The organism is Rhizobium sp. AN68, from assembly GCF_030758035.1.
GTDB classification, from domain to species: Bacteria; Pseudomonadota; Alphaproteobacteria; order Rhizobiales; family Rhizobiaceae; genus Agrobacterium; species Agrobacterium tumefaciens.
In genome coordinates this window covers 1,710,665-1,736,704 of sequence record NZ_JARWMI010000003.1, presented here as the reverse complement: position 1 = coordinate 1,736,704, position 26,040 = coordinate 1,710,665, and the positions used below count along the sequence as shown (strand labels likewise).

At 59.5% G+C, this 26,040-nt stretch carries 23 protein-coding genes and 1 pseudogene; 13 read left to right on the top strand and 11 right to left on the bottom strand.

What is annotated here, in order from left to right; all coding sequences use genetic code 11:
• The first annotated feature begins 43 nt into the window (after positions 1-43).
• Together RBH71_RS21540 and RBH71_RS21535 are read left to right on the top strand one after the other, a co-directional pair.
• A complete protein-coding gene (locus tag RBH71_RS21540; RefSeq protein WP_003507846.1) occupies positions 44-532 on the top strand; it encodes an Lrp/AsnC family transcriptional regulator in 489 nt (162 codons plus the stop codon).
• Positions 533-823: 291 nt separating this feature from the next.
• On the top strand, positions 824-1,789 hold the full coding sequence (locus RBH71_RS21535) for an aliphatic sulfonate ABC transporter substrate-binding protein (protein ID WP_323687485.1): 966 nt from the start codon (positions 824-826) through the stop codon (positions 1,787-1,789).
• Between the two features lie 95 nt (positions 1,790-1,884).
• On the opposite strand, the gene RBH71_RS21530 is transcribed toward RBH71_RS21535, so the two are convergent.
• From RBH71_RS21530 to RBH71_RS21510, 5 genes and pseudogenes are all read right to left on the bottom strand, one after another.
• The gene (locus tag RBH71_RS21530; protein ID WP_003516072.1) at positions 1,885-2,709 is read right to left on the bottom strand and encodes a class I SAM-dependent DNA methyltransferase; all 825 of its coding nucleotides are present in this window, start codon (positions 2,707-2,709) and stop codon (positions 1,885-1,887) included.
• Positions 2,710-2,793: 84 nt separating this feature from the next.
• The gene (locus RBH71_RS21525; RefSeq protein ID WP_003516070.1) at positions 2,794-3,060 is read right to left on the bottom strand and encodes an usg protein; all 267 of its coding nucleotides are present in this window, start codon (positions 3,058-3,060) and stop codon (positions 2,794-2,796) included.
• A 168-nt stretch (positions 3,061-3,228) separates the two neighbouring features.
• Positions 3,229-4,059 carry an ABC transporter permease gene (locus RBH71_RS21520; RefSeq protein ID WP_003516068.1) on the bottom strand — a complete coding sequence of 277 codons (831 nt, stop codon included), beginning with the start codon at positions 4,057-4,059 and terminating at the stop codon, positions 3,229-3,231.
• A complete protein-coding gene (locus RBH71_RS21515) occupies positions 4,056-4,859 on the bottom strand; it encodes an ABC transporter permease (RefSeq protein WP_003516067.1) in 804 nt (267 codons plus the stop codon). Before RBH71_RS21515 ends, RBH71_RS21520 begins: the two co-directional genes overlap by 4 nt.
• A 113-nt stretch (positions 4,860-4,972) precedes the next feature.
• Positions 4,973-5,747, bottom strand: a pseudogene (locus RBH71_RS21510) (ABC transporter substrate-binding protein).
• 341 nt (positions 5,748-6,088) lie between these two features.
• Between RBH71_RS21510 and RBH71_RS21505 the strand changes: the two are divergent.
• The gene (locus RBH71_RS21505; protein ID WP_003516065.1) at positions 6,089-8,317 is read left to right on the top strand and encodes an OmpA family protein; all 2,229 of its coding nucleotides are present in this window, start codon (positions 6,089-6,091) and stop codon (positions 8,315-8,317) included.
• Positions 8,318-8,518: 201 nt separating this feature from the next.
• On the opposite strand, the gene RBH71_RS21500 is transcribed toward RBH71_RS21505, so the two are convergent.
• Positions 8,519-9,442, bottom strand: a complete 924-nt coding sequence (locus tag RBH71_RS21500; protein WP_003516064.1) for a pseudouridine-5'-phosphate glycosidase — start codon at positions 9,440-9,442, stop codon at positions 8,519-8,521.
• Positions 9,443-9,473: 31 nt separating this feature from the next.
• Entirely contained in the window at positions 9,474-10,415 is a 942-nt protein-coding gene (locus tag RBH71_RS21495) for a carbohydrate kinase family protein (RefSeq protein ID WP_003516063.1), read from the bottom strand.
• Positions 10,416-10,661: 246 nt separating this feature from the next.
• On the opposite strand from RBH71_RS21495, the gene recA reads away from it, so the two are divergent.
• The 3 genes from recA to RBH71_RS21480 all read left to right on the top strand — a co-directional run bounded on the left by recA (position 10,662) and on the right by RBH71_RS21480 (position 15,107).
• The gene (gene recA / locus RBH71_RS21490; RefSeq protein ID WP_003516062.1) at positions 10,662-11,753 is read left to right on the top strand and encodes a recombinase RecA; all 1,092 of its coding nucleotides are present in this window, start codon (positions 10,662-10,664) and stop codon (positions 11,751-11,753) included.
• A 231-nt stretch (positions 11,754-11,984) separates the two neighbouring features.
• Positions 11,985-14,648 carry an alanine--tRNA ligase gene (alaS, locus tag RBH71_RS21485; RefSeq protein WP_003516058.1) on the top strand — a complete coding sequence of 888 codons (2,664 nt, stop codon included), beginning with the start codon at positions 11,985-11,987 and terminating at the stop codon, positions 14,646-14,648.
• A gap of 75 nt (positions 14,649-14,723) precedes the next feature.
• A complete protein-coding gene (locus tag RBH71_RS21480; RefSeq protein WP_003516056.1) occupies positions 14,724-15,107 on the top strand; it encodes a VOC family protein in 384 nt (127 codons plus the stop codon).
• A 77-nt stretch (positions 15,108-15,184) separates the two neighbouring features.
• On the opposite strand, the gene RBH71_RS21475 is transcribed toward RBH71_RS21480, so the two are convergent.
• Both RBH71_RS21475 and RBH71_RS21470 read right to left on the bottom strand, forming a co-directional pair.
• Positions 15,185-15,811, bottom strand: coding sequence for a glutathione S-transferase family protein (locus tag RBH71_RS21475; RefSeq protein ID WP_003516054.1), 627 nt, complete (start codon positions 15,809-15,811; stop codon positions 15,185-15,187).
• A gap of 335 nt (positions 15,812-16,146) precedes the next feature.
• Complete coding sequence (locus tag RBH71_RS21470) at positions 16,147-17,361, bottom strand: NADP-dependent isocitrate dehydrogenase (protein WP_003516051.1); 1,215 nt, start codon at positions 17,359-17,361, stop codon at positions 16,147-16,149.
• A gap of 216 nt (positions 17,362-17,577) precedes the next feature.
• Between RBH71_RS21470 and RBH71_RS21465 the strand changes: the two genes are divergently transcribed.
• The 7 genes from RBH71_RS21465 to RBH71_RS21435 all read left to right on the top strand — a co-directional run bounded on the left by RBH71_RS21465 (position 17,578) and on the right by RBH71_RS21435 (position 24,204).
• Positions 17,578-18,108, top strand: a complete 531-nt coding sequence (locus RBH71_RS21465) for a hypothetical protein (protein ID WP_003516050.1) — start codon at positions 17,578-17,580, stop codon at positions 18,106-18,108.
• A gap of 174 nt (positions 18,109-18,282) precedes the next feature.
• Positions 18,283-19,125 carry an RNA methyltransferase gene (locus RBH71_RS21460; protein ID WP_003516049.1) on the top strand — a complete coding sequence of 281 codons (843 nt, stop codon included), beginning with the start codon at positions 18,283-18,285 and terminating at the stop codon, positions 19,123-19,125.
• The gene (murI, locus tag RBH71_RS21455) at positions 19,109-19,930 is read left to right on the top strand and encodes a glutamate racemase (RefSeq protein ID WP_003516048.1); all 822 of its coding nucleotides are present in this window, start codon (positions 19,109-19,111) and stop codon (positions 19,928-19,930) included. Before RBH71_RS21460 ends, murI begins: the two co-directional genes overlap by 17 nt.
• A 380-nt stretch (positions 19,931-20,310) precedes the next feature.
• On the top strand, positions 20,311-20,550 hold the full coding sequence (locus RBH71_RS21450) for a DUF1127 domain-containing protein (protein ID WP_035252161.1): 240 nt from the start codon (positions 20,311-20,313) through the stop codon (positions 20,548-20,550).
• Between the two features lie 446 nt (positions 20,551-20,996).
• The gene (locus RBH71_RS21445; RefSeq protein WP_003516045.1) at positions 20,997-21,635 is read left to right on the top strand and encodes a LysE family translocator; all 639 of its coding nucleotides are present in this window, start codon (positions 20,997-20,999) and stop codon (positions 21,633-21,635) included.
• A 37-nt stretch (positions 21,636-21,672) separates the two neighbouring features.
• Positions 21,673-22,560: an O-acetylserine/cysteine exporter gene (locus RBH71_RS21440; RefSeq protein WP_003516044.1), complete on the top strand. Its 888-nt coding sequence runs from the start codon at positions 21,673-21,675 to the stop codon at positions 22,558-22,560.
• A 126-nt stretch (positions 22,561-22,686) separates the two neighbouring features.
• Positions 22,687-24,204, top strand: coding sequence for an ATP-binding protein (locus RBH71_RS21435; RefSeq protein ID WP_003516043.1), 1,518 nt, complete (start codon positions 22,687-22,689; stop codon positions 24,202-24,204).
• 3 nt (positions 24,205-24,207) lie between these two features.
• Here the strand turns inward: RBH71_RS21435 and RBH71_RS21430 are convergent, their stop codons facing one another.
• Together RBH71_RS21430 and RBH71_RS21425 are read right to left on the bottom strand one after the other, a co-directional pair.
• Positions 24,208-24,726: a hypothetical protein gene (locus RBH71_RS21430; protein ID WP_003516042.1), complete on the bottom strand. Its 519-nt coding sequence runs from the start codon at positions 24,724-24,726 to the stop codon at positions 24,208-24,210.
• A 131-nt stretch (positions 24,727-24,857) separates the two neighbouring features.
• Positions 24,858-25,841, bottom strand: a complete 984-nt coding sequence (locus RBH71_RS21425; RefSeq protein WP_003516041.1) for a TerC family protein — start codon at positions 25,839-25,841, stop codon at positions 24,858-24,860.
• Between the last annotated feature and the right edge of the window lie 199 nt (positions 25,842-26,040).

Genomic DNA, 26,040 nt, shown 5'->3' with positions numbered 1-26,040 from the left:
AATTAGTGTATTGAAAGGAAATTAATTCAGGAGGGTAGACGCATTGGATCGCCTAGACCGTAAGATTTTGCGCATTCTGCAAGAGGATTCCACGCTGGCTGTCGCTGATCTGGCGAAAAAGGTCGGCCTTTCCACGACGCCCTGTTGGCGGCGTATCCAGAAGATGGAAGAGGACGGTGTCATCCGCCGGCGCGTGGCGCTGCTGGATCCGGTCAAGGTCAACACCAAGGTCACCGTTTTCGTCTCCATCCGCACTGCCTCCCATTCCATCGAATGGCTGAAGCGGTTTTCCGAGGTGGTGTCCGAGTTCCCCGAAGTCGTCGAGTTTTACCGCATGAGCGGCGATGTCGATTATCTGCTGCGCGTTGTCGTGCCTGACATCGCGGCCTATGACGCCTTCTACAAGCGCATGATCGCCAAGATCGAAATTCGTGACGTGTCGTCTGCCTTTGCGATGGAACAGATCAAATATACGACGGAACTGCCGCTCGATTACATGCTGCTGGATAATCCCAAATCCGGCGAGGAATGATCCCGGCTGATCAGGCTTTTTGAATAATGCCCTTTCCGGCTGCCGGGGAGGGCATTTTTCGTTGGGCAGTTTGCTTTTCCGCAAGCACTCAAGTCGGCCATCCGGCGGTTGTCCGGGGAATGCACACTCCTGGCGTGCCGAGGCGGCCAGGCAATCTTATTCCGCCTGCGACGGCAAATTAGCACATTCAATTCTCTTTGCACTCGTGCCGCGCAAAGTGGGATTTTGATAAAATCACTCGAATATCTACGCTTTGTATATCTGATGATGGCAACAGCGAAGGATATCCACATGCTCACACGACGCGGAACATTGGGACTGATTGCGGGTGCAACGGGGGCGGCGTTCCTGCCGCATATCCGGCGGGCTGGAGCCGCGACCACCACATTACGGATCGGCTGGCAGAAGAATGGCGTGATCGCGTTGGCAAAGAGCCAGGGCGCGCTTGAAGCGCTGTTGAAGGATCGCGGCATTGAGGTCAAATGGTCGGAGTTCTCCTCCGGGCCGCCGCTTCTTGAAGCGTTGGGCGCAGGTGCGCTGGATATCGGACCGACGGGCGATGTGCCGCCACTTTTCGCGCAGGCTGCCGGTGGCAATCTGCGCTATGTGGGAACTTACAAGGGCGCCGCCGGCGGATCGGCAATCCTTGTGCAGAAGGATCCGCCGCTGAAGACGCTGGCCGACCTCAAGGGCAAGAAGGTGGCTTTCAAGCGCGGCTCCAGCGCCCATAACGTTACTGTCAAAGCATTGCGAAAGGCCGGTCTGACGCTGAACGACATAACATCCATCGACCTTGCCCCGCCGGATGCGGCGGCCGCTTTCCGCAGCGGCAGCATCGATGCCTGGTCGATCTGGGATCCTTATTTTGCCGTGGCGGAAAAGGAGCCGACGACACGAGTTCTCGCGACTGCCGAAGGTATTGTCGATCCCTGGAGCTATTTCCTCGCCAATGGCGACTTCGTGGAAAGCAATCCCGACCTCGTGCCGCTGCTCCTCAAGGAACTCGCAAGCGTCGGCGCAAAGGCTCAGGCCAACATCGATGAGACTGCAAAATTGCTGGCGGCGATAACCGGCGTCCCGCAGGATGTAACCAAGGTGTCGCTGACGCGTCCGGGAGCGGATCTGGGGCGTGTCTCGCTGGTTTCGGATGAGGCCATCAGCTATCAGCAGGCGCTGGCCGACGAGTTCTACGATCTGAAAATCGTGCCGAAGAAACTCAAGGTTACCGATATCGTCTGGCGTCCGAAAGCGAGTTGATCCGGGCGAAAGCTGAGTCTCTTCAATCGTCTGGCTGTTGTTGCTGAGAGATTGATTCAGGCAAGCGCTCCATGTCAGGAGCGCTTGCCTCTACCTCAGCCCTTGAGCCTGGCAATCACCAGATGGCCGGGTGTGGGGTTGCCGTCCTGCATGCGCACGTTGATATCGGTGACTTCGACTATGTCGAAACCGGTCGCTGCCAGTCTTTCCCGAACATAGGTTTCGGCGTGGGCGAAACGCTGGTGCGGGCCTACCATATAGGGGCGTCCGGCCATGGTTGCTTCGGGCAGCGTTTCCGACGAGAAGATCAGCAGGCCACCAGGGACGAGGTTTTCAGCGGCGCCGAAAAACAGCGGTTCCAGCGCGCCGAGATAGGGCAGCACATCGGTTGCGGTGATGATGTCGAAGGGCTCGTCGTCATTGTCTTCGAGAAAGTCCTCGGCTTCGGCGACATAGAGCGTCTCGTAGAGGTCCTTCTCATGGGCGATCTCGACCATGTTTTCGGAAATGTCGATGCCGGTGATGTCATCAGCCATGTCGCGCAGCGCTTCGCCGGTGAGGCCGGTGCCGCAGCCGAGATCGAGCAGGCGCTTGAAGGGGCCGAGTTCAAGCGTTTGCAGGCGCTGGCGCACCATCATCGGCACTGCATAACCGAGCTGTTCGACAAGAATATCCTCGAAGGCTTCGGCGTGCTGGTCGAACAGGGTTTCGACATAGGCGTCGGGCGCTTTGGAAGGCGGTTCGCCGCGGCCCATGGCGGCGATGCGAACGGCTGCGCCACCGTGATCGTCCGGATCGATGGCCAGAACCTCTTCATAGGCCTTCACCGCCGCGTCAACATCGCCGGCCTTTTCATGCGCGAGCGCGCGGTTATAGGCTTCGGCAAGCGCCTCTTCGTCAATTTTCTGGTTCTTCGTCATCGTGCAGTATCCGTCAGCATCTTCAGTTGAAGTCTGCTGTAAGCCGCAAGACGGACGGGCGCAATGCTTATGTGGCGATGGGCCTCAGTGGAGAATGAACTCTCCTTTCAATGCGCGCCATTCCTGCGCCGAGATCACCTGCCGGTGCACATAGCGGACCGAGTGCAACGGACCGTCTAGCTTTTCCTGCCAGAATTTGAGGAAACCGTGCATTTCGGGGAAATCCGGGGCGAGATCATAGTCCTGCCAGACATAGGTCTGGAGAACCAGCGGATGGTCCGGCATGCGATAAAAAATCTGGGCGGTGGTGAGGCCGTAGCCCCTCAGCATCATTTCCATTTCCTTGTTCATGTCGGCTGTTCCCGTTCTCATGATTGCCGATCACAGCGTTGTCGCTGTATCTGATATGGGAACACGACAGGGTTAACCCAACCTTGTCAAAGGTCTGGGTTGTCACAAAATAGTTATATTTTTCAAAATGTTGGCAGTCTTCTCTGTTGAGTGCTGCCAACGGTGTCCCTAGCGCTTGAGATGGCGCGTCAGGCGGGCTTCGAGCCATGCCCAGACATGCCGGAGCGTCTCGACGATCGTCAGGTAGAAGATCGCCGCCCAGAGATAGGCCTGATAATCGAATGTGCGGGAGAAGGCGTAGCGCGTCTGTCCCATCAGGTCGAAGACCGTGACGATGGAGACCACTGCCGAACCCTTGATCATCAGGATGATCTCGTTGCCGTAGGGGCGCAGAGCCACGATGAGGGCCTGCGGCAGAATGACCTTGCGGAAGGTGATGAATTTCGACAGGCCGAGCGAGGCGGCACCTTCAATCTGGCCGCGTGGCACGCTTCGGATCGCGCCCCTCAGAATTTCGGCCTGATAGGCGGCGGTGTTGAGGGTGAGCGACAAGAGGCCGCAATACCAGGCCTCGCGGAAGAACCACCACAGGCCAACGGTTTCCAGCCCCTGACGGAAACTGCCGAGGCCGTAATAGATCAGGAAAAGCTGCGCCAGCAGCGGGGTGCTGCGAAAAACGTAGACATAGGCATAGGCCAGCGCGCTGATGACGCGATTTTCCGACATGCGGGCGAAGGCGATCGGCACCGAGAGAAGTGCGCCGAGGATGATCGAACTGCCAACTAGCGTAATGGTGGTGATGAGGCCATCGATATAACGCGGCCCGTAACGTTCGAATTTCGCCCAGTCCCAGCCTTCGATCATCGCAAAGATCAGCCCGGCGGCCAGCAGCAGCCAGAGCGTTATGACGGCGATGCCGACGACGCGCGATATGTTGAGGGGCTTGTCTGTGGCAACCGGCGCGGGGCGCGGCGGAATGAGTTCCTGAACATGGCTCATCGGCTTGCCTCCGACTTGCGCGACCAGCGATCGATGAAGCCGATGCCGATGGAGGAGAGCAGAGCGAGGATGAGGTAGAGCAGACAGGCGATGCCGTAGAAGAAGAAGGCTTCCTTGCTGACGCGGGCAGCGATGCCGGTCTGGCGCACGATATCGGCAAGGCCGATGATCGAGACGTAAGAGGTATCCTTGAGCAGGATGACCCAAAGGTTGGTCATGCCGGGCAGGGCGATCCTGACCAGCTGCGGAATGATGACGAGCACCATGGTGTGGCCGCGCGAGAGGCCGAGTGCATGGCCCGCCTCATATTGGCCCTTTGGGATGGCCTTGAAGGCGGATAGCAACACTTCCGAGGAATAGGACGAAAACACCACTGACAGCGCGACCATGCCCGCCACGAAGGCGTTGATCTCTACCGGGCCGGTTATCCCGACATAACCGGCGGCCGATTGCAGCAGCATCTGTATGCCGTAATAGACGATGAACAGCGTCAGGAGTTCCGGCAGGCCGCGGAAGATGGTGGTATAGACACCGGCCGCCAGTCGCAGCGATTTTTCCTCCGATTGCGCGGCGAGCGCAATGAGGAAACCGATCACAAGCCCGACGGGCAGGGTGGCGAGCGCCAGCGAGATCGTTACCTTGACGCCGAAGGCGATTTCGTCGCCCCAGCCGGCATCGCCACAGGTGACGAGGGTGCCGTTTCCGAAAAGCGTGAAGAGACCGACCGGCCCACAGAAAGGGTCGAGAAGTGTCGAGACATAGGTCCAGAACGCACCTATGGCGGAAAATGCTCCGCTCATGCCAGTTTTCCCCCGCGGTCTTAAGACGCCGTGATTGTTATGGTTACGTTTTCAAACAAAAATGGCGGAAGGGCAAGCCTTCCGCCACCAGATTTCAACAGGCGACGCGCCGCTTACTGGCCGTAAACGTCGAAATCGAAGTATTTCTTGTTGATTTCCTGGTACTTCCCGTTGGCGCGGATGCCGGCGATGGCAGCCGTGAACTTGTCGGCGAGCGCCGTATCGCCCTTGCGAACGGCTACGCCTGCACCATTGCCGTTGATCTCGACATCCACCGGAAGCGGCGTCAGGATCTTGCAGCACTTGCCTGCATCCGACTTCAGCCACTCCGACAGGACGACGATATCGTCGATGACGGCGTCGATGCGGCCGTTGGCGATGTCGAGTTTATATTCGTCGGCGGTCGGGTACATTTTCAGGTCGGAACCCGGGAAGTGCTTTTCGGCATAGTTGGAGTGGGTCGTGGAACCCTGCGCGCCGAGCGACTTGCCCTTGAGGTCGTCGACGGACTTGATCGGCGAATCCTTCGGTACGGCGATTGCCGGCGGGGTGTTGTAATATTTCTTGGAGAAATCGACCTTCTGGAGACGCTCCGGCGTGATCGACATGGACGCGATGATGGCGTCGAACTTCTTTGCCTGCAGGGCGGGGATGATGCCGTCCCAGTCCATTGGTGACGAAGGTGCATTCAGCCTTCATTTCGACGCACAGCGCCTTGGCGATGTCGATGTCGAAGCCGGTCAACGTACCGTCGGCTTCCAGATTGTTGAAGGGCGGGTAGGCGCCTTCCGTGCCGATGACGATCTTGTCCTGCGCGAGGGCCGCGCCGGAAAACAGGGAGATGGCGGCAATCGATACGGCTGCGAGCAGACGGGTGGAAATAGGCATTTCGATCCTCTCTTTTGGTCGTTCATCCGCAGTCTGTTGTTGTTTTCAGTGCGGACGTCGTGAGCGCAGGCGCAACAGAACGGTTTGACATTCGTGGCCTTCAGCGCGCGGCAATTATTCGTCCGGTTGGTCAAAAAATGCAACTGCAATATTAGCGCCCTCTTTTTCGTCGCGGAGCTTTCACGAAATGGCCTTGATCTGTTCATTTCCGGTACAGAACGCTTTGGTCATCATGGGAACCGAAGCGTATGCAAGGCGTTGACCAGCGCCTGCACGCGCGGCCGGATTCACAATGTCGCGGCATAAGCGGCGTACAACGATTGGCAGATGAGGAAGCACCGATGCTGAAGAAGAACACATTGCTGACGGGGGTGGTTTTCCCCCTCATGTCGCTGGCGATCGCGGTGGAGCCGGCCGCCGCCGGTTATGCCGGCGCCGCACGGACGCAAACGCAAATGCCCCAGGCACAGGCCCCCGTGATATTGGCGCAGGCGCAGCCGCAGGCGGAGGAGCAGAACCCGGAAGAGCTGCTGCGCAAGCAACGCCAGCAAGCAGAAGAGGCGCAGCCGAAACCAGAGCCAGAGCCGAAAAAGCAGGAGCAGGCTCCGGAACCGCAGCGCGAACAGCCGAAGGCTGAAGCCGCACCGGCCGAACCGCGTCCTGAACCCAAGCGTGAAGCTCAGCCCGAGCCGCAACGCGAGCCTCAGCCAGAACCGAAACGGCAACCGCAGCAGCGCGAAGCTCAACCGGAACCGGCGCCAGCTGAACAGCCACCCGCCCGCAAGCAGCGCCCGCAGCCTGAGCCCGAAGCCGCACCTGCACCCGCCGAGCAGCAGCCGCAGGAGCGGCCGCGCAAACCGGCTCGGGCCGAGCAGCCGGCAGGCGAGGGCGAGCAGCGCCCCGCACGTCCGCGCAAGCCGGAGCCGGCGGCCGAACAGCCAGCCGCACGCCCTGAAAATACCGAGCAGCCGGCGAAACAGCGCGAGCCCGCCGCCGAGAAAAAGCCGGTAGAGGAAAAGGCGCCCGCTCCAGCACCAGAACCGAAATCGGAACCCGCCGAAAAGGCCGTTCCGGAGAAAAAGCCAGCGGCTCCTGAGCCAGCTGTAAAGGAGGCTCCTGTTCCAACGGAAGCGCCGACACCGGCACGGCCACCGGCTCCGGAAGCTCAGCCCAATCCTGCGCCCGGCCAGCAGCCTTCTGAGAAGCAGCCGGTAGAAGGCCAGGGCAAGACGGAGCCTGCAGCGCCGCTGCCGGGTACTCCGACACCTCCGCCGCCAAGCGGTGCCACGACAGGACAGGCGCCTGCCGGCGAAGCCGTTCCCAATCAGGTCGCCATTCCGCAGACGGAAGCGCCTCCGACGACGAAGCAGGAACTGGACAAGGCCAAGGCTATCGCCAAGGACCCGTCCAAGACTGCCGACACCGTCATTCTGCCCGTCGACAAGGGTGCCGCCGTTCTCGACAGCGACAAGGAAGTGGAGCGCTCCGGTAACAACCAGGCACGCGAGCAACGCCGCCGCGAGCGTGAGCAGGCCGGTGACGTGAAGGTGCCGACTTCCGACGCCGAAGCGCAGCGCGCCGGTGCTGCCGGAGGCAAGGCTCCGCCGCCCGTAAAGATGGAGGCGATTACCTCTCAGCAGGGCGAGCGTGTCGACCGCCGTCCGCAATATGACCGGCCGGAAGGTGCGCGGGAATGGCAGCCGCGCGAAGGCGGCCGGCGCGATCAGGATCGCGATGCGCCGATCATCCTGCAATTCGGTGACCGCGTGGTTGTGCGCGGCGACGACAATCAGCGCTTCATCCGCGATGGCGGCGAGCCCTATTACGAGCGCCTGCCCGGCGGACGTGTCCGCGAGACCGTCGAGCGTCGCGACGGCACGCAGGTGGTGACGATCCGCAACCGCTATGGCGACGTCATCCAGCGTTCGCGCATCGATGACCGTGGCCGGGAATATGTGCTGTTCTATGCACCGGAGCTGATGGACGAACCGGACCGTGAATATGTCTATCGCGATCCCGGCCTCGATCTGCCGCCGATGCGTCTGCGCATTCCGGTTCGTGACTACATCATCGACACGTCGAGCGATCCGGACCGCGATTACTACCGCTTCCTGGAGCAGCCGCCGGTCGAGCCGGTGGAGCGTGTCTACTCGCTGGATGAAGTGCGTTATTCGGCCCGTATCCGCGACAAGGTGCGCCGTATCGACCTCGATACGATCACATTTGCCACTGGAAGCGCTGATATTCCGATGGCGCAGGCCCGTTCGCTGCGGAAAGTAGCGGATGCGATCAACAAGGCGCTGGCAAAGAACCCGGCGGAAACCTTCCTGATCGAAGGCCACACCGATGCCGTTGGTTCGGATGAAAGCAACCTCGTTCTTTCCGACGAGCGTGCCGCTTCCGTCGCCAATGTCCTGACCGATGTTTACGGCATTCCGCCGGAAAACCTGGCGACGCAAGGCTACGGCGAGCGTTACCTGAAGGTTCAGACACTCGGCCCGGAACAGCAGAACCGCCGCGTCACCATCCGCCGCGTGACACCGCTGGTAAGACCGGTCGCCCAGAACTGATAAGGTTCAGGAACTGAAAATGAAAGCCCGGAAAGCGCAAAGCTTTCCGGGCTTTTTTATTGGTAGCAAAGTTCCCAGTCCGACACATTATCCGTAACGCCGGACCAGATCCGGGGGCCAGCGTGATCAAGTCCGGCATGACTGGGATGCTTCTCACCCTGCCATCATCCTCAAATTTGAGGATAATCCAGCCTCTAACGCTTAGTTCAGCGCCACAGCAATCTCTGCTGCGAGCTGGGCATTGTTGCGTACCAGCGCGATATTGGTCGCGAGGCTGCGGCCGTCGGTCAGGCGGAAGATATCGCCGAGCAGGAAGGGCGTGACGGCCTTGCCGGTGATGTCCTCGCGCTCGGCGTGGGAAATGGCGCGATTGATGTAGATTTCCATCTCCTCGCGCGGAATTTCGTCCTCTTCCGGCACGGGATTGGCTATCAGCATACCGCCATCGATGCCGAGCTGTTCGCGGGTCGTCTGGAAATTGGCGATGGCTGCAGGGCTGTTGAGCGACAGCGGGCTGGGAAGGCCCGAAGAACGCGACCAGAAAGCCGGGAACTCTTCCGAACCGAAAGTCACGACAGGCACGCCGTTGGTTTCGAGAACTTCCAGCGTCTTCGGGATGTCAAGAATGGCCTTGGCGCCGGCGCAGACGACGATCACGCCGGTTTTGGCAAGCTCGGTCAGATCGGCGGAAATATCGAAGGTCTCCTCCGCGCCCTTGTGTACACCGCCGATGCCGCCGGTGGCGAAAACGCGGATGCCGGCGCGGGCAGCGGCGATCATGGTGGCTGCCACTGTCGTGGCACCGGTGCGGCGCTCGGCAATCGCAAAGGCAATATCGGCGCGCGAGACCTTCATGGCGTCGGTGGTCTGGGCAAGCGCTTCGAGCTGCTCCTTCTCGAGGCCGATATGCAGCGTACCGTGAATGACGGCGATGGTTGCCGGAACGGCTCCCTGATCGCGGATGATCTGTTCGACGCCTTCAGCCATCTCGATATTGCCGGGATAGGGCATGCCGTGGGTGATGATGGTCGATTCCAGCGCGACGATCGGCGCGCCGCGCTGTTTGGCAGCGGCAACCTCTTGCGAATAGACGATGGGCAGGAGCGGGGAGATGGGGCGGGTCATTCTGTTTGTTCCAGACTATAAAAAAACGGGTTCATGCCAGCATTTCGGCCTTGGGGACAAGCCCCAACATGGTCTCGACACTGTCTTTTGACAGGTCTTGGGCGGTGGCGAAAGGCGATTGCACGGTGATGGCGGCCGCCGCGGCACCCAGCCGCAGGGCCTCAGTGATGGCTTTGCCCTCCGTAATCGCCGCGAGATAACCTGACGCCATGGCGTCTCCGGCGCCGGTTACGTCTTTCACCTCGCGGATGATGGGTGGGTGGAGGCTTGCGGTTTGCGTCGCGTTGAAGGCTACCACTTCGCTTGCGCCACGGGTGATGACGCCGCCGGCAAGGCCTGCCCTGCGGAGAATGCCCGGCCAGTCGCGAACATTGTCTGCCGTCTGTCCCGTCAGCGCGCGCGCCTCTGCCTCGTTCATGAAGAGAATGTCGATATCGGCGAGCATGTCCTTCAGTTTCACCGCCTTGGCGGGCGAAATGGCGATGGCCGCGAGCGGCTTTTGGCAGGCGCGGGCAATGAGACCGAGCGCCTTCAACGTATCCTCCGGCAGATTGGCATCGCAAAGCAGAAGGTCGCTCGCGGTAATCGCGTCACGCACCGCGCGAACTTTGAGGCGGCGCGGCGAAAACAGCTTGTAAAGGTCCATATCCGCAAGTGCGATGACAAGATTGCCGTCGCGCTCCAGAATGGCGGTGTAGCTTGGCGTGCGGCGATCGAGGAAAACGAAGGGCGTATCTTCCACGCCCGCCTGCCTTGCTGCCTCTGCCACCGCTTCGCCGGTCACGTCGCCGCCGCGCGGTGCGATGATACGGACGGCAAAACCGAGCCGGGAAAGATTGCGCGCCGCATTGAAACCGCCGCCGCCAGCCTCTTCCATCCATGAGCCAGGATTGCTGGCGCCGGGCGCCGTTTCAGTCTCGATCATGCCGCGCCTGTCTATATGCGCGCCGCCCAGAACGAGTATCTTCTTCACGCTTGTGTTTCCCTCTTTCGCGGATGGAAAAGGTGGACGATCTGTCCCAATCTTCTGTTCGTTCCCCTTCACATCCGGTTCGCAGCGATAGGCCGGACCCGGAAAAACGAAAGCAGAACAAACCACTTATCGCTATTTGTTTTCAATATGCTGGCTGCGCCTTGCGATATGAGAACAAATAGAGTACATCCTATTTCCATACTGCTTCATTGCCTGTGCGGCTTCAATAACCTAAAGGTGGATCGGATGGCACAAAATTCTTTGCGTCTCGTAGAGGATAAATCGGTGGATAAAAGCAAGGCACTGGAAGCGGCGCTCTCCCAGATCGAACGGTCGTTCGGCAAGGGATCGATCATGAAGCTCGGTTCCAATGAAAACGTGGTTGAAGTAGAGACCATTTCGACGGGTTCTCTCAGCCTGGATATAGCGCTCGGTATCGGCGGCCTGCCGAAGGGGCGTATCGTTGAGATTTACGGCCCGGAAAGCTCCGGTAAGACGACGCTTGCGTTGCAGACGATCGCGGAAGCCCAGAAGAAGGGCGGCATCTGCGCCTTCGTGGATGCCGAGCACGCGCTCGATCCGGTCTATGCCCGCAAGCTCGGTGTGGATTTGCAGAACCTTCTGATCTCGCAGCCGGATACGGGCGAGCAGGCGCTTGAAATCACCGATACGCTGGTGCGCTCCGGTGCCGTCGACATTCTGGTCGTGGACTCGGTTGCGGCGCTGACGCCGCGTGCCGAAATCGAAGGCGAGATGGGCGACAGCCTGCCGGGCCTTCAGGCACGTCTGATGAGCCAGGCGCTGCGCAAGCTGACCGCCTCGATCTCCAAGTCGAAGTGCATGGTGATCTTCATCAACCAGATCCGCATGAAGATCGGCGTCATGTTCGGTTCGCCGGAAACGACGACGGGCGGTAATGCGCTTAAATTCTACGCCTCGGTGCGTCTCGACATTCGCCGTATCGGCGCCGTCAAGGAGCGTGAAGAGGTTGTCGGCAACCAGACCCGCGTCAAGGTCGTCAAGAACAAGATGGCACCGCCTTTCAAGCAGGTGGAATTCGACATCATGTATGGCGAAGGCGTTTCCAAGACCGGCGAGCTTGTCGATCTCGGCGTGAAAGCCGGTATCGTCGAGAAATCCGGTGCATGGTTCTCCTATAACAGCCAGCGTCTGGGACAGGGGCGTGAAAATGCCAAGACCTTCCTGCGCGACAATCCGGAAATGGCAAGCGAGATCGAACTGGCGCTGCGCCAGAACGCCGGTCTGATCGCCGATCGGTTCCTGCAGAATGGCGGCCCGGAAGCTGGCGAAAGCGACGACGGTCCCGACGAGGGCTGATGCATTCGAAGGTCCGGGCGTTCGCGTCCGGTGGCTTTGCCGGCATGAGCCGGTATGGATCAAAAGGGTCGTGCGATTTTCCTCGCGTGGCCCTTTTTCTTTGCCTAGACGCCTTGGTGCGCCTCCATGGCTGGACAGGGCAGGATGCGGACGATAAAAGCCTTTGATTTTGCAAGATAGCCATCATTCGGGATGGCGGTGATGGACTCCAGCTGTGAGCGGTGTGTGGGCATGAGCGGTGTGAATGAAATTCGGTCGACCTTTCTCGACTACTTCAAGAAGAACGGACACGAGATTGTGCCCTCCAGCCCGCTGGTGCCGCGCAACGATCCGACGCTGATGTTCACCAATGCCGGCATGGTGCAGTTCAAGAACGTCTTCACCGGTCTCGAAAGCCGTCCTTATTCCACCGCCGCCTCGGCGCAGAAATGCGTGCGCGCCGGTGGCAAGCATAACGACCTCGACAATGTCGGTTATACGGCCCGTCACCATACGTTCTTCGAAATGCTCGGCAATTTCTCCTTTGGCGACTATTTCAAGGAAGAGGCGATTACCCATGCCTGGAACCTGATCACCAAGGAATTCGGCATCGATCGCAACCGTCTGCTGGTCACGGTCTATCACACCGACGACGAGGCTTTTAATCTCTGGAAGAAGATCGCCGGTTTCTCCGACGATCGCATCATCCGTATTCCGACCAGCGATAATTTCTGGGCCATGGGCGATACCGGTCCGTGCGGTCCCTGCTCGGAAATCTTCTATGACCACGGCGATCATATCTGGGGCGGACCGCCCGGTTCGCCGGAAGAGGATGGCGACCGTTTCATCGAGATCTGGAACCTCGTCTTCATGCAATATGAGCAGCTGACGAAGGAAGAGCGCATCGATCTGCCTCGCCCGTCTATCGACACCGGCATGGGTCTCGAGCGCATTTCGGCGTTGTTGCAGGGCAAACACGACAATTACGACACCGATCTGTTCCGGGCGCTGATTTCGGCCTCCGTCGAAGCGACCGGCGTTCCGGCAGAGGGCGAGAAGCGCGCCAGCCACCGCGTCATTGCCGACCATCTGCGCTCCTCCGCTTTCCTGATCGCCGATGGCGTTCTGCCGTCGAATGAGGGCCGTGGTTACGTTCTGCGCCGCATCATGCGCCGCGCCATGCGCCATGCCGAGCTTCTCGGTTCGCGCGAGCCGCTGATCTACAAGCTGCTGCCGGCGCTGATACAGCAGATGGGCCGCGCCTATCCGGAACTGGTTCGCGCCGAGGCGCTGATCTCCGAGACGCTGAAGCTTGAGGAAACCCGTTTCCGCAAGACGCTGGAACGCGGCCTGTCGCTGCTGTCTGACGCGACTTCGACTCTGCACAAGGGCGACATGCTGGACGGCGAAACCGCCTTCAAGCTTTACGATACCTATGGCTTCCCGCTCGATCTGACGCAGGATGCGCTGCGCGCCCGCGAAATCGGCGTCGATATTTCCGGCTTTACCGATGCCATGCAGCGCCAGAAGGCGGAAGCACGCTCGCACTGGGCTGGTTCCGGCGACAAGGCGACCGAAACGGTGTGGTTCGAACTGAAGGAAAAGCTCGGCGCGACCGAATTCCTCGGTTACGACACTGAAACAGCCGAAGGCGTCATTCAGGCGATCGTCAAGGACGGCAAGTCGGTGGACAGTGCTGCCGAGGGCGAGACGGTGCAGATCGTCGTCAACCAGACGCCATTTTATGGCGAGTCCGGCGGTCAGATGGGCGATACCGGCGTAATCTCTGGCGATAACGGCACCTTTACCGTTTCAGAAACCCAGAAGAAGGGCGAGGGCCTCTTCGTGCATTCCGGCACGGTGTCCAAGGGTGGATTGAAGCTCGATGACGCCGTGCAGCTGACGGTCGATCACGACCGCCGCTCGCGTCTGCGCGCCAACCACTCCGCCACCCACCTGCTGCATGAGGCGCTGCGCGAGGTGCTTGGTACGCACGTTGCTCAGAAGGGTTCGCTGGTCGCACCCGAGCGTCTGCGCTTTGACGTTTCGCATCCGAAGCCGATGTCGGCCGAGGAGCTGAAGGTCGTCGAGGAAATGGCAAACGAGATCGTCTTGCAGAACTCGCCTGTCGTGACGCGTCTGATGAGCGTTGACGACGCCATCGCCGAGGGTGCTATGGCACTGTTTGGCGAAAAATACGGCGATGAAGTCCGCGTTGTGTCCATGGGCACCGGTGTTCACGGTGCGAAAGCCAACCGTCCGTACTCGGTCGAGCTTTGCGGCGGCACCCATGTTGCCGCAACCGGCCAGATCGGCCTTATCCGCATTCTAGGCGAAAGTGCCGTCGGTGCGGGCGTGCGCCGTCTTGAGGCCGTAACGGGTCAGGGCGCGCTTGCTTATCTCTCCGAGCAGGATGAGCGCGTAAAGGCACTGGCCTCGTCGCTGAAGGTTCAGCCGGGCGATGTGCTGTCGCGTGTCGAGGGACTTCTCGACGAGCGCAAGAAGCTGGAGCGCGAGCTTGCGGATGCCCGTAAGAAACTCGCAATGGGCGGCGGCTCGTCGGATGCCGGCGCAAACGACGTACAGCAGGTTGCGGGCGTCAATTTCCTCGCAAAATCCCTGTCCGGCATCGATGCCAAAGACCTCAAGGGTCTTGCAGATGAAGCCAAGGCCAATATCGGCTCCGGCGTCGTGCTGCTGATCGCCGTGTCCGAAGACGGCAAGGCAAGTGCTGTTGCTGCCGTGACCGAGGATCTAACTGGCCGTTTCAGCGCCGTCGATATCGTCCGCACGGCCTCTGCGGCCCTCGGCGGCAAGGGCGGCGGTGGACGCCCGGATATGGCGCAGGCCGGCGGCCCCGATGGCGCCAAGGCACAGGACGCCATCAACGCGGTGGCAGCGGCCCTGGCGGCCTGATCTGGATGAATTGAAAAAAGGCGGGGTTCTACCCCGCTTTTTTGATTCTGGATGTTGAAATCCGAAAGGAACGTGATGCGCTTTGTAAATCCCATCCCTTTCGTGTGCGATATCAACCGCTCCAGGGAGTTTTATCGTGACAGGCTCGGCCTGAAGGTTTTGGACGATTTCGGAAATTTTGTCCTCTTTGAAAGCGGCTTTGCAATCCATGAGGGGTGTTCGCTCGAACAGACGGTCTGGCGGACATCGCCGGACACGGACAAACCTTACGGCAGACGGAATCTGCTGCTCTATTTCGAACATGAGGATGTCGATGCGGCATTTCGGAACATTGCGCCGCATGTGGAGTTGATCCATCCCGTTGAGCGGCAGGCATGGGGACAGAGAGTGTTCCGTTTTTATGATCCGGACGGGCATGCAATCGAGATCGGCGAACCACTCGCCCAGCCCAACGAATAAGCCCGGTTCCAAAATCCGTTTTGTGACTCTTGTAAGCGCTCGTGCTCCGCTTTCAGGCGAAATGCCTGTGAGTTTCCTCAACCCGCCGCCTGCATATCCTTCGCTGCCGCTTCATCAAGCTGGGTGGCCCGCTTGAAGGCGGGGCGGTCGGTCAGATGCGCCATATAGTCCGTGAAGGCCGGACGTTTTTCGATTGTGCCGAACTGCAGGCCCCAGCCGACATGGGCACCTACATAGACATCCGCCGCAGTGAAGTGATCGCCGGCAATGAAGCGGTTTTCGCTGACGGCACGTTCGAGCGTGTTGATCGCATCCGCATAGCTGCCGCAGCCAGCCATACGCAGCTTTTCCTGCGGCACCTCGAAACCCATCGCCTTCATGCTGGTTGTCATTTCCAACGGACCGGCAGCAAAAAACATCCAGCGGTAATAAAGTCCGCGCGCTTTCGGCGTCGGCGCAAGGTTGGCGCCCGGAAAGGCATCCGCCAGATAGGCGCAGATCGCTGCCGCTTCGGTGACAATGGTGTCGCCGTGTTTGATGGCGGGCACCTTGGCCATCGGGTTGATCAGCCGATAGGCCGGCGATTTCATCGACGTCGAGAAGCCCAGTATCTCTGTCTTGTAGGGAACGCCCACTTCCTCGAGCATCCATCGCGCAATGCGTCCGCGCGACATGGGATTGGTGTAGAAGATCAATTCACTCATTGCTTTGCCTCCCCAAGCAAAATTGCAAAAGCATCATTGAAAACCCGCGCGCAGTTCGCGCTGACACGGTGCGTTTTTATAGTCCACAGCATTATCGGTTTTCCCGAAGGATCGCGCTGGTAACCACATGAATTTTTGACAGTGCCGGACAAGTTATGTGTCGTTTTATGCTGTTTCAGCTATATATTTTTATTTTTCTGACTGCGGCACGCTGTGGAATCGAAGTCTGCGCCTAGTGCAACATCTAAGCAAGATACTGTGAACAAAAAAAGAAACCCGGCGTTGCGGCCGGGTTTCCTTTTGTCGATATTTCAAACGGGCAGTGCGCTGTTCTTTTAAGCCGCCATCGCCGTCTTGAGGTTTTCATCGATCTTGTCGAGGAAGGCGGTGGTGGAGAGCCAGGGCTGGTCCGGACCGATGAGGAGCGCGAGGTCCTTGGTCATGAAGCCGCTTTCGACGGTGTCGACGCAGACGGTTTCGAGCGTTGCTGCGAACTTTGCGAGTTCTGCATTGTCGTCCAGCTTGGCGCGGTGGGCGAGGCCACGGGTCCAGGCGAAGATCGAAGCGATCGAGTTGGTCGAAGTTTCCTGACCCTTCTGGTGCTGGCGGTAGTGGCGCGTGACCGTGCCGTGTGCCGCTTCAGCTTCAACCGTGCGGCCGTCCGGCGACAGGAGAACGGAGGTCATCAGGCCGAGCGAACCGAAGCCCTGGGCAACCGTATCAGACTGAACGTCGCCATCGTAGTTCTTGCAGGCCCAGACGTAACCGCCGGACCACTTCAGAGCGGAGGCGACCATGTCGTCGATCAGGCGGTGTTCATAGATGATGCCGATTTCATCGAACTTCGCCTTGAACTCGGTCTGGTAGACTTCTTCGAAGATGTCCTTGAAGCGGCCGTCATAGGCCTTCAGGATGGTGTTCTTGGTGGACAGGTAAACCGGCCACTTGCGCATCAGGCCGTACATCATGGATGCGCGGGCGAATTCGCGGATGGATTCGTCAAGGTTGTACATTGCGAGTGCAACGCCAGCGCTCGGAGCGTCGAAGACGTCCTTTTCAATGACCTGACCGTCTTCGCCGACGAACTTGATCGTCAGCTTGCCCTTGCCGGGGAACTTGAAATCGGTTGCCTTGTACTGGTCGCCGAAGGCGTGGCGGCCGACGACGATCGGCTTCGTCCAGCCGGGAACGAGGCGGGGAACGTTCTTGCAGATGATCGGCTCGCGGAAGATGACGCCGCCCAGAATGTTGCGGATCGTGCCGTTCGGGCTCTTCCACATCTGCTTCAGGCCGAATTCCTCGACGCGCTGCTCATCCGGCGTGATCGTCGCGCACTTGATGCCGACGCCGTGCTTCTTGATGGCGTGTGCCGCATCGACGGTTACCTGGTCGTTGGTAGCATCGCGGTTTTCGACCGAGAGGTCATAATATTCGATGTCGAGATCGAGGTATGGCAGGATCAGCTTGTCCTTGATGAGCTGCCAGATGATACGGGTCATTTCGTCGCCGTCGAGATCGACGACTGGATTGGCTACCTTGATCTTTGCCATGAATTCCTCACCTTCGAAGCTGTGGCGCCTGGTGACGCCGGTATTCGGAAAAATATCCGGTGCGGCTATAGCATCGCGCGCGCCTGAGGCAAAGCCATGGGGGGCGCTTTTTTGGCGCGGTGCAATAACGCTTTGCGCATTGCCAAACCATATTGCCGGAATACAGTCAGGCGAATCGCTTCGCCCGCGCGTCGGGCCTACCTCCGGGATCACATCATGCGGAATATTCTGCTTCTGACTGCCGCCGTCCTCTTTTCCCACAGCGCCCTTGCGGCCGGCCCTGCCGATCCCGTCCAGAAGGTGATGGACATTACCGTCAAGAACTGGTCCGGCGATGCGGAAAACTGGAAATATATCTTCGACGAGGACATGCTGACCAGCCTGTTCAGCAAGGACTTCGTTGCCCAATACCGCGAAGCTTCCAAGAAGCCGGCTTACGAGGCGGAAAGCGGCGAGACCGGCGATCCCTTCGGCTACGATGTGGTGACCAACTCGCAGGATGGCTGTCCGCTGGTGGATGTTTCGGTAACGCCCGGTGAGGTGAAGGACGGCGTGACTGACGTGACGGCGAAGTTCAAGCTCTGGGCCTGCATGGATGAGGCAGAGATGAAGGCAACGGTCGACGAGGTGCATTTCGATGTCATCGAGGAAAACGGCCAGCCTGTCATCAGCGACATTCACCGGGTTGGAGACGAGGGCAGGGATTCGCTGCGCGCAGAGATGGCGGCGATCATCAAGGGCGAATAACAGGGCGTTCTGCCTGCCCCGGCTTTGATTTTGGCGCCGATCTGTGCCAGTGAAGCGCGCTTTAGAGCATTTTCAGGAAAAGCGGCGACCGGTTTTCAGTCTGGAAATGCGCGAAAACCATAAAACGCATCGGCCTGAAAATCGATGCGGCGCTTCAGAAACTGGAAAACGACGATGGCAGGCACAAACAGCGAGCTTGAACTTGTGGCGGAAGGCCCGGCGATCATTCTGGTCGAACCGCAGCTCGGCGAAAATATCGGCATGGTGGCACGGGCAATGGCCAATTTCGGTCTTGCCGAACTTCGTCTCGTCAAGCCGCGTGACGGCTGGCCGAACGAGAAGGCGCGCGCCGCCGCTTCCAAGGCCGATCATGTTATCGACGGGACTAAGGTGTTCGAGACGCTGGAAGAGGCGATCAAGGATCTCAATTTCGTCTACGCCACGACCGCGCGGGAGCGTTACGGTTTCAAACCGGTTCGTGCCCCCGTCACCGCAGCCGGCACGCTGCGCGCGAAGTTCAAGGCGGGTGAAAGAACCGGCATCCTGTTCGGGCGTGAGCGCTGGGGCCTTACCAATGAAGAAGTGGCGCTGGCCGATGAGATCGTGACATTTCCGGTCAACCCCGCCTTCGCCTCGCTCAACATCGCGCAGGCCGTTCTTTTGATGTCCTATGAGTGGATGAAATCCGGCATGGACGATCTGGACGAGACGCTTTTCCAGCCCATCGAGCAGCGGCCCTCGACCAAGGAACAGGTCTTCGGCCTGTTCGAACACATCGAGGAGGCGCTCGATGCGCGCGGATATTTTCATCCGCCCGAAAAAAAGCCGAAAATGGTGGACAATCTGCGTGCGGTGCTGTCGAGACGCGGCTTTTCCGAGCAGGAAATCAGTGTTTTCCGTGGCGTGATCAGGTCACTCGATCGTTTTCCCCGGCAGTGGCCTAAGCAGGCAGGCCGGGCTGGAACGGCGGAGGGACCATTGTCGGAGAGGGCTGGGGAGAATGCTGAAGACGACTGAGGCTCTGGCCGATGTTCTCAAACCGGTGCTGGTATTCGATTCCGGCATTGGCGGGCTGACGGTACTGCGCGAGGCGCGCGTGCTGATGCCCGAGCGCGGTTTCATCTATGTGGCCGACGACGCCGGTTTCCCCTATGGCGGCTGGGAAGAGGAGGCGCTGAAAGCGCGCATTCTTTCGCTCTTCGAAAAGCTGCTTGAAGACTATAGCCCTGAAGTCTGCATCATTGCCTGCAACACCGCCTTCACACTGGCAGGCGCCGATCTTCGGGCGCGCTTCCCTGATATGACTTTCGTCGGCACCGTTCCAGCTATCAAGCCTGCGGCCGAACGCACCCGTTCCGGTCTCGTTTCCGTGCTGGCAACACCCGGCACCGTCAAGCGCGCCTATACGCGCGATCTCATCCAGTCATTCGCCACGCAATGCCATGTTCGCCTCGTGGGGTCGGAAAATCTGGCGCGTATGGCCGAAATCTGGATCAGGGGCGAACCGATCTCCGATGAAGCCGTGCTGGCGGAAATCGAGCCCTGCTTCATCGATAGCGACGGCAAGCGCACCGATATCGTTGTTCTCGCCTGCACTCATTATCCCTTCATGGCCAATGTGTTTCGCCGGCTGGCGCCATGGCCGGTGGACTGGCTCGATCCGGCGGAAGCGATTGCCCGTCGCGCGCGCCACCTGGTTCCGCTGCCGCAGGATGCGGAGCATCCAGATGGTTTCGATTTCGCCGTCTTCACTTCCGGCAAGCCGGATTTCGCCACACGGCGGCTGATGCAGGGTTTTGGCCTCAGCGTCTCGCTGAGCTGAACGGCTTGTTGCATTTTTGCATCTATTCTGCCGGACTTTTGCAATTCGAGATTGCGACCTCTTGTCGCGTCCGGCATCTCGTGTAAGATGCATCTTGTCTGTAACCGCTATAAAAAGGAGGCGTGGAATGACTGACTATATGAATATGCGCCTTACCGGCATGTCTGGCTTTTCCGGCATGGTCATCGGCGGTTACATGTCCCGAGGCATCGACCTCCGATAAGGCTTCCTGCCTGATTTCCCTGCCGTTTGGCATCTTCACTTCGTCTGACAGCTGAATTGTGCGTCCGCGCTACCGCGTGTTGCGCCCGCCGTTCCCGCATGTCGTTTTATCATCGATAAAGGACCTGGCTGCTTCGCCGCGCCGGGACGGATTCCCCATGCAGAAAAATCAACCATTGGTAGCATATGCGCTGCCGGATGCGGTCGACCGCCTGTTCGTCACATTCGGCGTCTGGAAAACCCTGAAAGCGGTTCTCGTCGCGGCAATGGTGCCGCGCCCGCCGCCGACCGATCTTTCCGATCTGCCGGAGCGTCTTCTGGACGATATCGGCCTGGAGCCGTCCGACCGCAAAAAACGGCGGGAGTGGGCCCCTCCTTACTGGGCGCCGCGGTTTTGATGGCGACAGTCTCTCCGGCGAGAAAATGCCGGGGAGGCTCCGTTGTCCGTTTCACACTTCTAATGATGTTCGAAATGCGCGCCTCCGTCATGCCGGACTTGACCCGGCATCCACCCACGGCGCGTCCGCGAGGAGTTCATCGCCGCACTTCAGTTTTCCGTAACGGAAGCTGCGGAAAGGCCTGGCATATAGCGCGTTGCACTATCCTCCTGAACGTCCGGGCGGGCGTTACCCCTGATCTTGCCCTGCGGCTGGAGCGGGCAGGGGGCAGCGCGGCGCGGCATGGCTTGCCATGCCGTCAAATTACGATCTTGCACAGGCGATGAAGCGGCAGCAGCAGCCCCTTCGTCCGCTGGATGACAAAGCGGCATAGTCTCCGAAAATTTGGCTTGATACCGGGCGCTTTTGGTGTCTTGCTCCAAAGACCGAACCGGGGAGATTGCATCATGCCACTGGAGAACTGGCTGGCCTTCGTGGCCGCATCCGCCGTCATGCTTGCCGTTCCGGGGCCGACGATCCTGCTGGTGATTTCTTATGCTCTGGGGCATGGCCGTAAGGCGAGCACCGCGACGGTGATGGGTGTGGCGCTTGGTGATTTCACTGCGATGACGGCCTCCATGCTGGGGCTCGGCGCGCTGCTTGCCACATCGGCGGCCCTTTTTACCGGCCTGAAATGGATCGGCGCGGCTTACCTCATCTATCTCGGCATCAAGCTGTGGCGTTCGCCGGTCGGCGGAGAAGGTGCCGAAGGGACGGGCGTGACCGGCCGTGAAAGGCCGCTCAAAATCGTCCTGCATGCCTATGTCGTCACGGCGCTGAACCCCAAGAGCATTGTCTTCTTCGTCGCCTTCCTGCCGCAGTTTCTGGTGCCGACGCTGCCTTTCTGGCCGCAGGTGCTGATTTTCGAAGCGACATTCCTTGTGCTTGCCAGCTGCAATGCGGCCCTTTATGGACTTCTGGCAAGTGCCGCCCGCAATACGATCCGCAAACCCAAGGTTCAGCGCATCGTCAACCGCACGGGCGGCGGTCTCCTGATCGGCGCCGGTCTCATTACATTTGGCTGGAAGAGGGCGGTTTCGGCGTAAAACGCCCGTCGATCGCCTGAAATTCGGACATAACAAAATGGCGTTGCCGCATATTCTTCTTGCCCTGATCACCGTGTTTTTGTGGGGCTTCAACTTCGTTGCCATCAAGATCGGCGTCGCCGACATGCCGCCTCTGTTTCTGACGGGGGTGCGCTATCTGTTTGCAGCCGTGCCGTTGGTGTTCTTCCTGCCCAAACCCAATGTGCCGTGGCGGCGTATGATCGTTTACGGCATGGCGATGGGTTTCGTGCAATTCGGCCTGCTTTACCCGGCCATCAAGCTCGGCCTGCCGGCTGGGCTTGCTTCGCTCGTCATGCAGTCGCAGGCCTTCTTCACGCTGGCGCTGGCCGTGGTGTTTCTCGGCGAGCGGCCGTTGCCGTCACAGATCGTCGGCGCAATCGTTGCCTTTGGCGGGCTGGCGGTCATCGGCGTGGAGCGCATGACGGCTGCAGCGTTGATACCGCTGCTGATGGGCGTCGGCTCGGCCATTGCCTGGGCCTGCGGCAACATCGTCAATCGCCGCATCGGCCAGGTGAATGCGGTCTCCTTTGTCGCATGGACGAGCCTTGTACCCGTTCTGCCGTTGGTGCTGCTTTCGCTGGTGGTGGAGGGACCTGATGCGATTGCGGAAGGGCTGCGCAATGCGACGCCTACGATGGCTCTCGTGGTGATCTACATGGCCTATGGTGCGACCATCGTCGGCGCGGGTATCTGGAGTTACCTGCTTCTGCGTTATCCTGCCGGAACGGTGGCACCGTTTTCGCTGCTGGTGCCGATTGTCGGTTTCGTCAGCGCCTATCTCGCTTTTGCGGAGCATATTACCGTCTTCGAAGTGGTTGGTGCCGCATTGGTCATCATCGGGCTGATGCTGAATGTGTTCGGCAGGCGGCTATCATTTTCGCGCGTCTCGTCCGGGGCCGCATAGATGTGGCGCAATTGCCTGTGCATTATCGGCACGGGGCAGACGCAATCGGTGATTTTTTGGTAAAGAGCATGTTCGGCCGCCGTTACGGGAATCGGCCGGATGACATGCAGCACGAGGAACGGAACATTGCAGGTCGGCATCGACATGGGAACCCTATCGGGCGGGCAGCAGGCGAAGCTCGATATTGAGGAATTGCTTGCAACGCGTTTGCTGGTGCAGGGCAATTCCGGGTCCGGCAAGTCACACCTTCTGCGCCGGCTCCTGGAGCAATCGGCGCAATGGGTGCAGCAGGTCATTATCGATCCCGAGGGTGATTTCGTCACGCTGTCCGACAAGTTCGGCCATGTGGTGGTGGATGGAGAGCGCACGGAAGCCGAGCTTGCGGGCATTGCCAACCGCATCCGCCAGCACCGCGTTTCCTGCGTGCTGACGCTTGAAGGTCTTGATATCGAACAGCAGATGCGGGCCGCTGCCGCTTTCCTCAACGGTCTGTTCGATGCGGATCGCGAATTCTGGTATCCCGTGCTTGTCGTTGTTGATGAGGCGCAGATGTTTGCGCCCTCCGTCGGCGGCGAGGTGACCGAGGATGCGCGCAAGGCGTCGCTGGGCGCCATGACCAATCTCATGTGCCGTGGGCGTAAACGCGGGCTTGCGGGCGTTATCGCCACGCAGCGCCTTGCCAAGCTTGCCAAGAACGTAGCGGCTGAAGCCTCGAACTTCCTGATGGGCCGCACCTTTCTCGATATCGATATGGCGCGCGCTGCCGATCTGCTCGGCATGGACCGGCGGCAGGCGGAAATGTTCCGCGATCTGCAGCGCGGCAATTTCGTGGCGCTTGGACCGGCGCTGTCGCGCCGCCCGTTGCCCATCGTCATCGGTGCGGTGGAAACCTCGGCGCGGTCTTCCTCGCCGAAGCTTATGCCGCTGCCGGATGCACCGCAGGATGTGGAGGATCTGATCTTCACGCCGGACCCGGAAGAGTTCACGCGACCCGCCACGCGCCGCACGCCGCCGGCGCCGCGCCCGACAACCGATATTCTCGCTGAACTCTCCCGCTCCACCCCCGCCGCCGCCGGTCCTTCACCGGAGCAGTCGCCGCGTGCAGGTCAGCCGGAGCTGACGCCGGAGGAGCGCGAAGAGAAGATCGCGGCGGTGCTGGTCGAAATTCTCGACGATCCGCAATCGGCCTATCGCACGGACGCCGTGCTGTACCAGGATTTTCTGGTGCGCGCCCGCATGCGTCGTATTCCCGGCACGCCGATGACGCTGGCGGATTTCCGCCGGCAGGTGGCGATTGCCCGCTCCGGCGTGGATGCGGCAATGGCGGCCAGCGAAGGCTGGGAGAAAGCGCTGGAATTGTCGATGTCGGTCTCCGACGATCTGCAGGGGGTTTTCCTGCTGTTGGTCAAGGCGGCGCTCAATGAGGAGCCTTGCCCATCCGACGCCCGTATTGCCCGCGCTTACGGTACCCATTCCGCCCGCCGTGCGCGCCGTCTTCTCGGTTATTTCGAGGAGAAGGAGCTTGTGGTGGTACACGCCGATTTCTCCGGCAAGCGCATCGTGGCGTTCCCCGATCTCGACGCGAAGACCGCACCTGGCGATGCGGATGCGGCTGATGATGATGCGAGGCTGGCGGCGGAGTAATCGCTATTCAGTCAAAGTCCGCACTGCGAAACTGATCGTCGTGTAGAGACCACTGAGGCTCAGAGCCAGTACGCAAACAATAACGGCTATAAACAGTGCCGAGGTCAATCGATGCGGCCGTTGATAGGGGCGGGTGCTGACATGTGTTTGCAAGGGAGCGAGCCGGGAGAGCTGGGTCGCTGTCCATCCGTCACGTTCGAATTCCGGCGAAGCGATAAAATCAGCAAGATGCCGTTGTCGTCTAATAGAAGAAGGCAATTGCGCCAGAAAGCGTTGCGGTTCACGCCTGTTGCTTCTTGACAGGAATATAGTGATCGCTTCCCTGAAACGCTCGTCGCGTGCGCCTGAGCAGAACAACATCCGTCCCGCTTCAATGAGATCGTTCATCTCAAGCAGCACTTCACCGTATTTTTGAAAGAGTGCCAGATCGACGTCGGGATGGCTGAGCCTGCCCTGAAGGATTTCCTTCGCTCGCCAAAGTTTCTTTTCTGAGATTGCCTGATCAGCGGTTTCAAAAGTCATTTTTGCGATGAATTGGACGTTTGTTTTAATATTGAGAAAATAGATTTCGGTCTAGCTAACAATAATACAGATTATATATTTCATCATCAAAAAAGAAAGAGGAGGCGTAATCGCCTCCTCCTTGCTCATCATTACTCGATAGCCTTTGTTTCCTTGCGCGTCGCAATCAGCGAACCGATGATGCCGGTTGCGAGGATGGCGACGGTGACGCCGAGCGAGACGGCGGGCGGGATCTTGGCGATGCCGAGCATATCCGCGACGAAAATCTTCGAGCCGACGAAGACCAGAACCGCAGCCAGCGCGTATTTCAGATAGGCAAAGCGGTGGATCAGGGCGGCAAGTGCGAAATAGAGGGCGCGCAGGCCGAGGATCGCGAAGATGTTAGAGGTATAGACGATAAACGGATCGGTGGTGATCGCGAAGATCGCCGGGATCGAATCGACCGCGAAGATAAGGTCGGCGATTTCGACCATGATGAGCGCCAGAAACAGCGGCGTCACAAAGGTCTTAAGCTTGCCTGTGGCAGCATCGGTCTCCTTGACGAAGAATTTCTCGCCATGCAGCTTCTCCGTTACCGGAAGGCGGCTACGCAGGAATTTCAGGATGCGGTTATTGCCGATGTCGTTCTCGTCATGGTCGGATGAAAACAGCATCTTGAGGCCCGTGAAGACGAGGAAGGCCGCAAAGAGATAAAGCACCCAGTGGAAGTTTTCGACAATGGCGGCGCCGCCGGCAATCATGATGCCGCGCAGAACGATCACGCCGAGGATGCCCCATAGCAGCACGCGGTGCTGATATTGGCGGGGAATGGCGAAATAGGAGAAGATCATCGCGATGATGAAGATATTGTCCATGGCGAGGCTTTTTTCGACCACGAAGCCGGTGACATATTCCATCGCTGACTGTTCACCGGACTGGTACCAGATCCATCCGCCGAAGGCCAAGCCGATGGCGATATAAAAGCCGGACATCAGCAAGCTTTCACGGATGCCGATTTCCTTGGAATTCTTGTGCAGCACGCCGAGATCGAGCGCCAAGAGGCCAAGGACGAGAGAAATGAAGACCGCCCACATCCATGTGGGGGTACCGAGAAAATCGTTGAGGAGGAACTCCATCAGTCAACCTTTAGCCGGACGAGGTTGGCTTTGCGGATGGGGACGCGTATCAGGAATAAACGTGGGCCCCAACCTTCAAGAGACTCGACATCGCGTGTTGTCCGGTAACACGCCAGAGGGGCCCGAGTCCTGATTACGGCTTAGAAGTGGGTGGGCCTTCCAGCTTTTCAAGGGGTGGTTCGAGAAAAAAGCGGCGGGC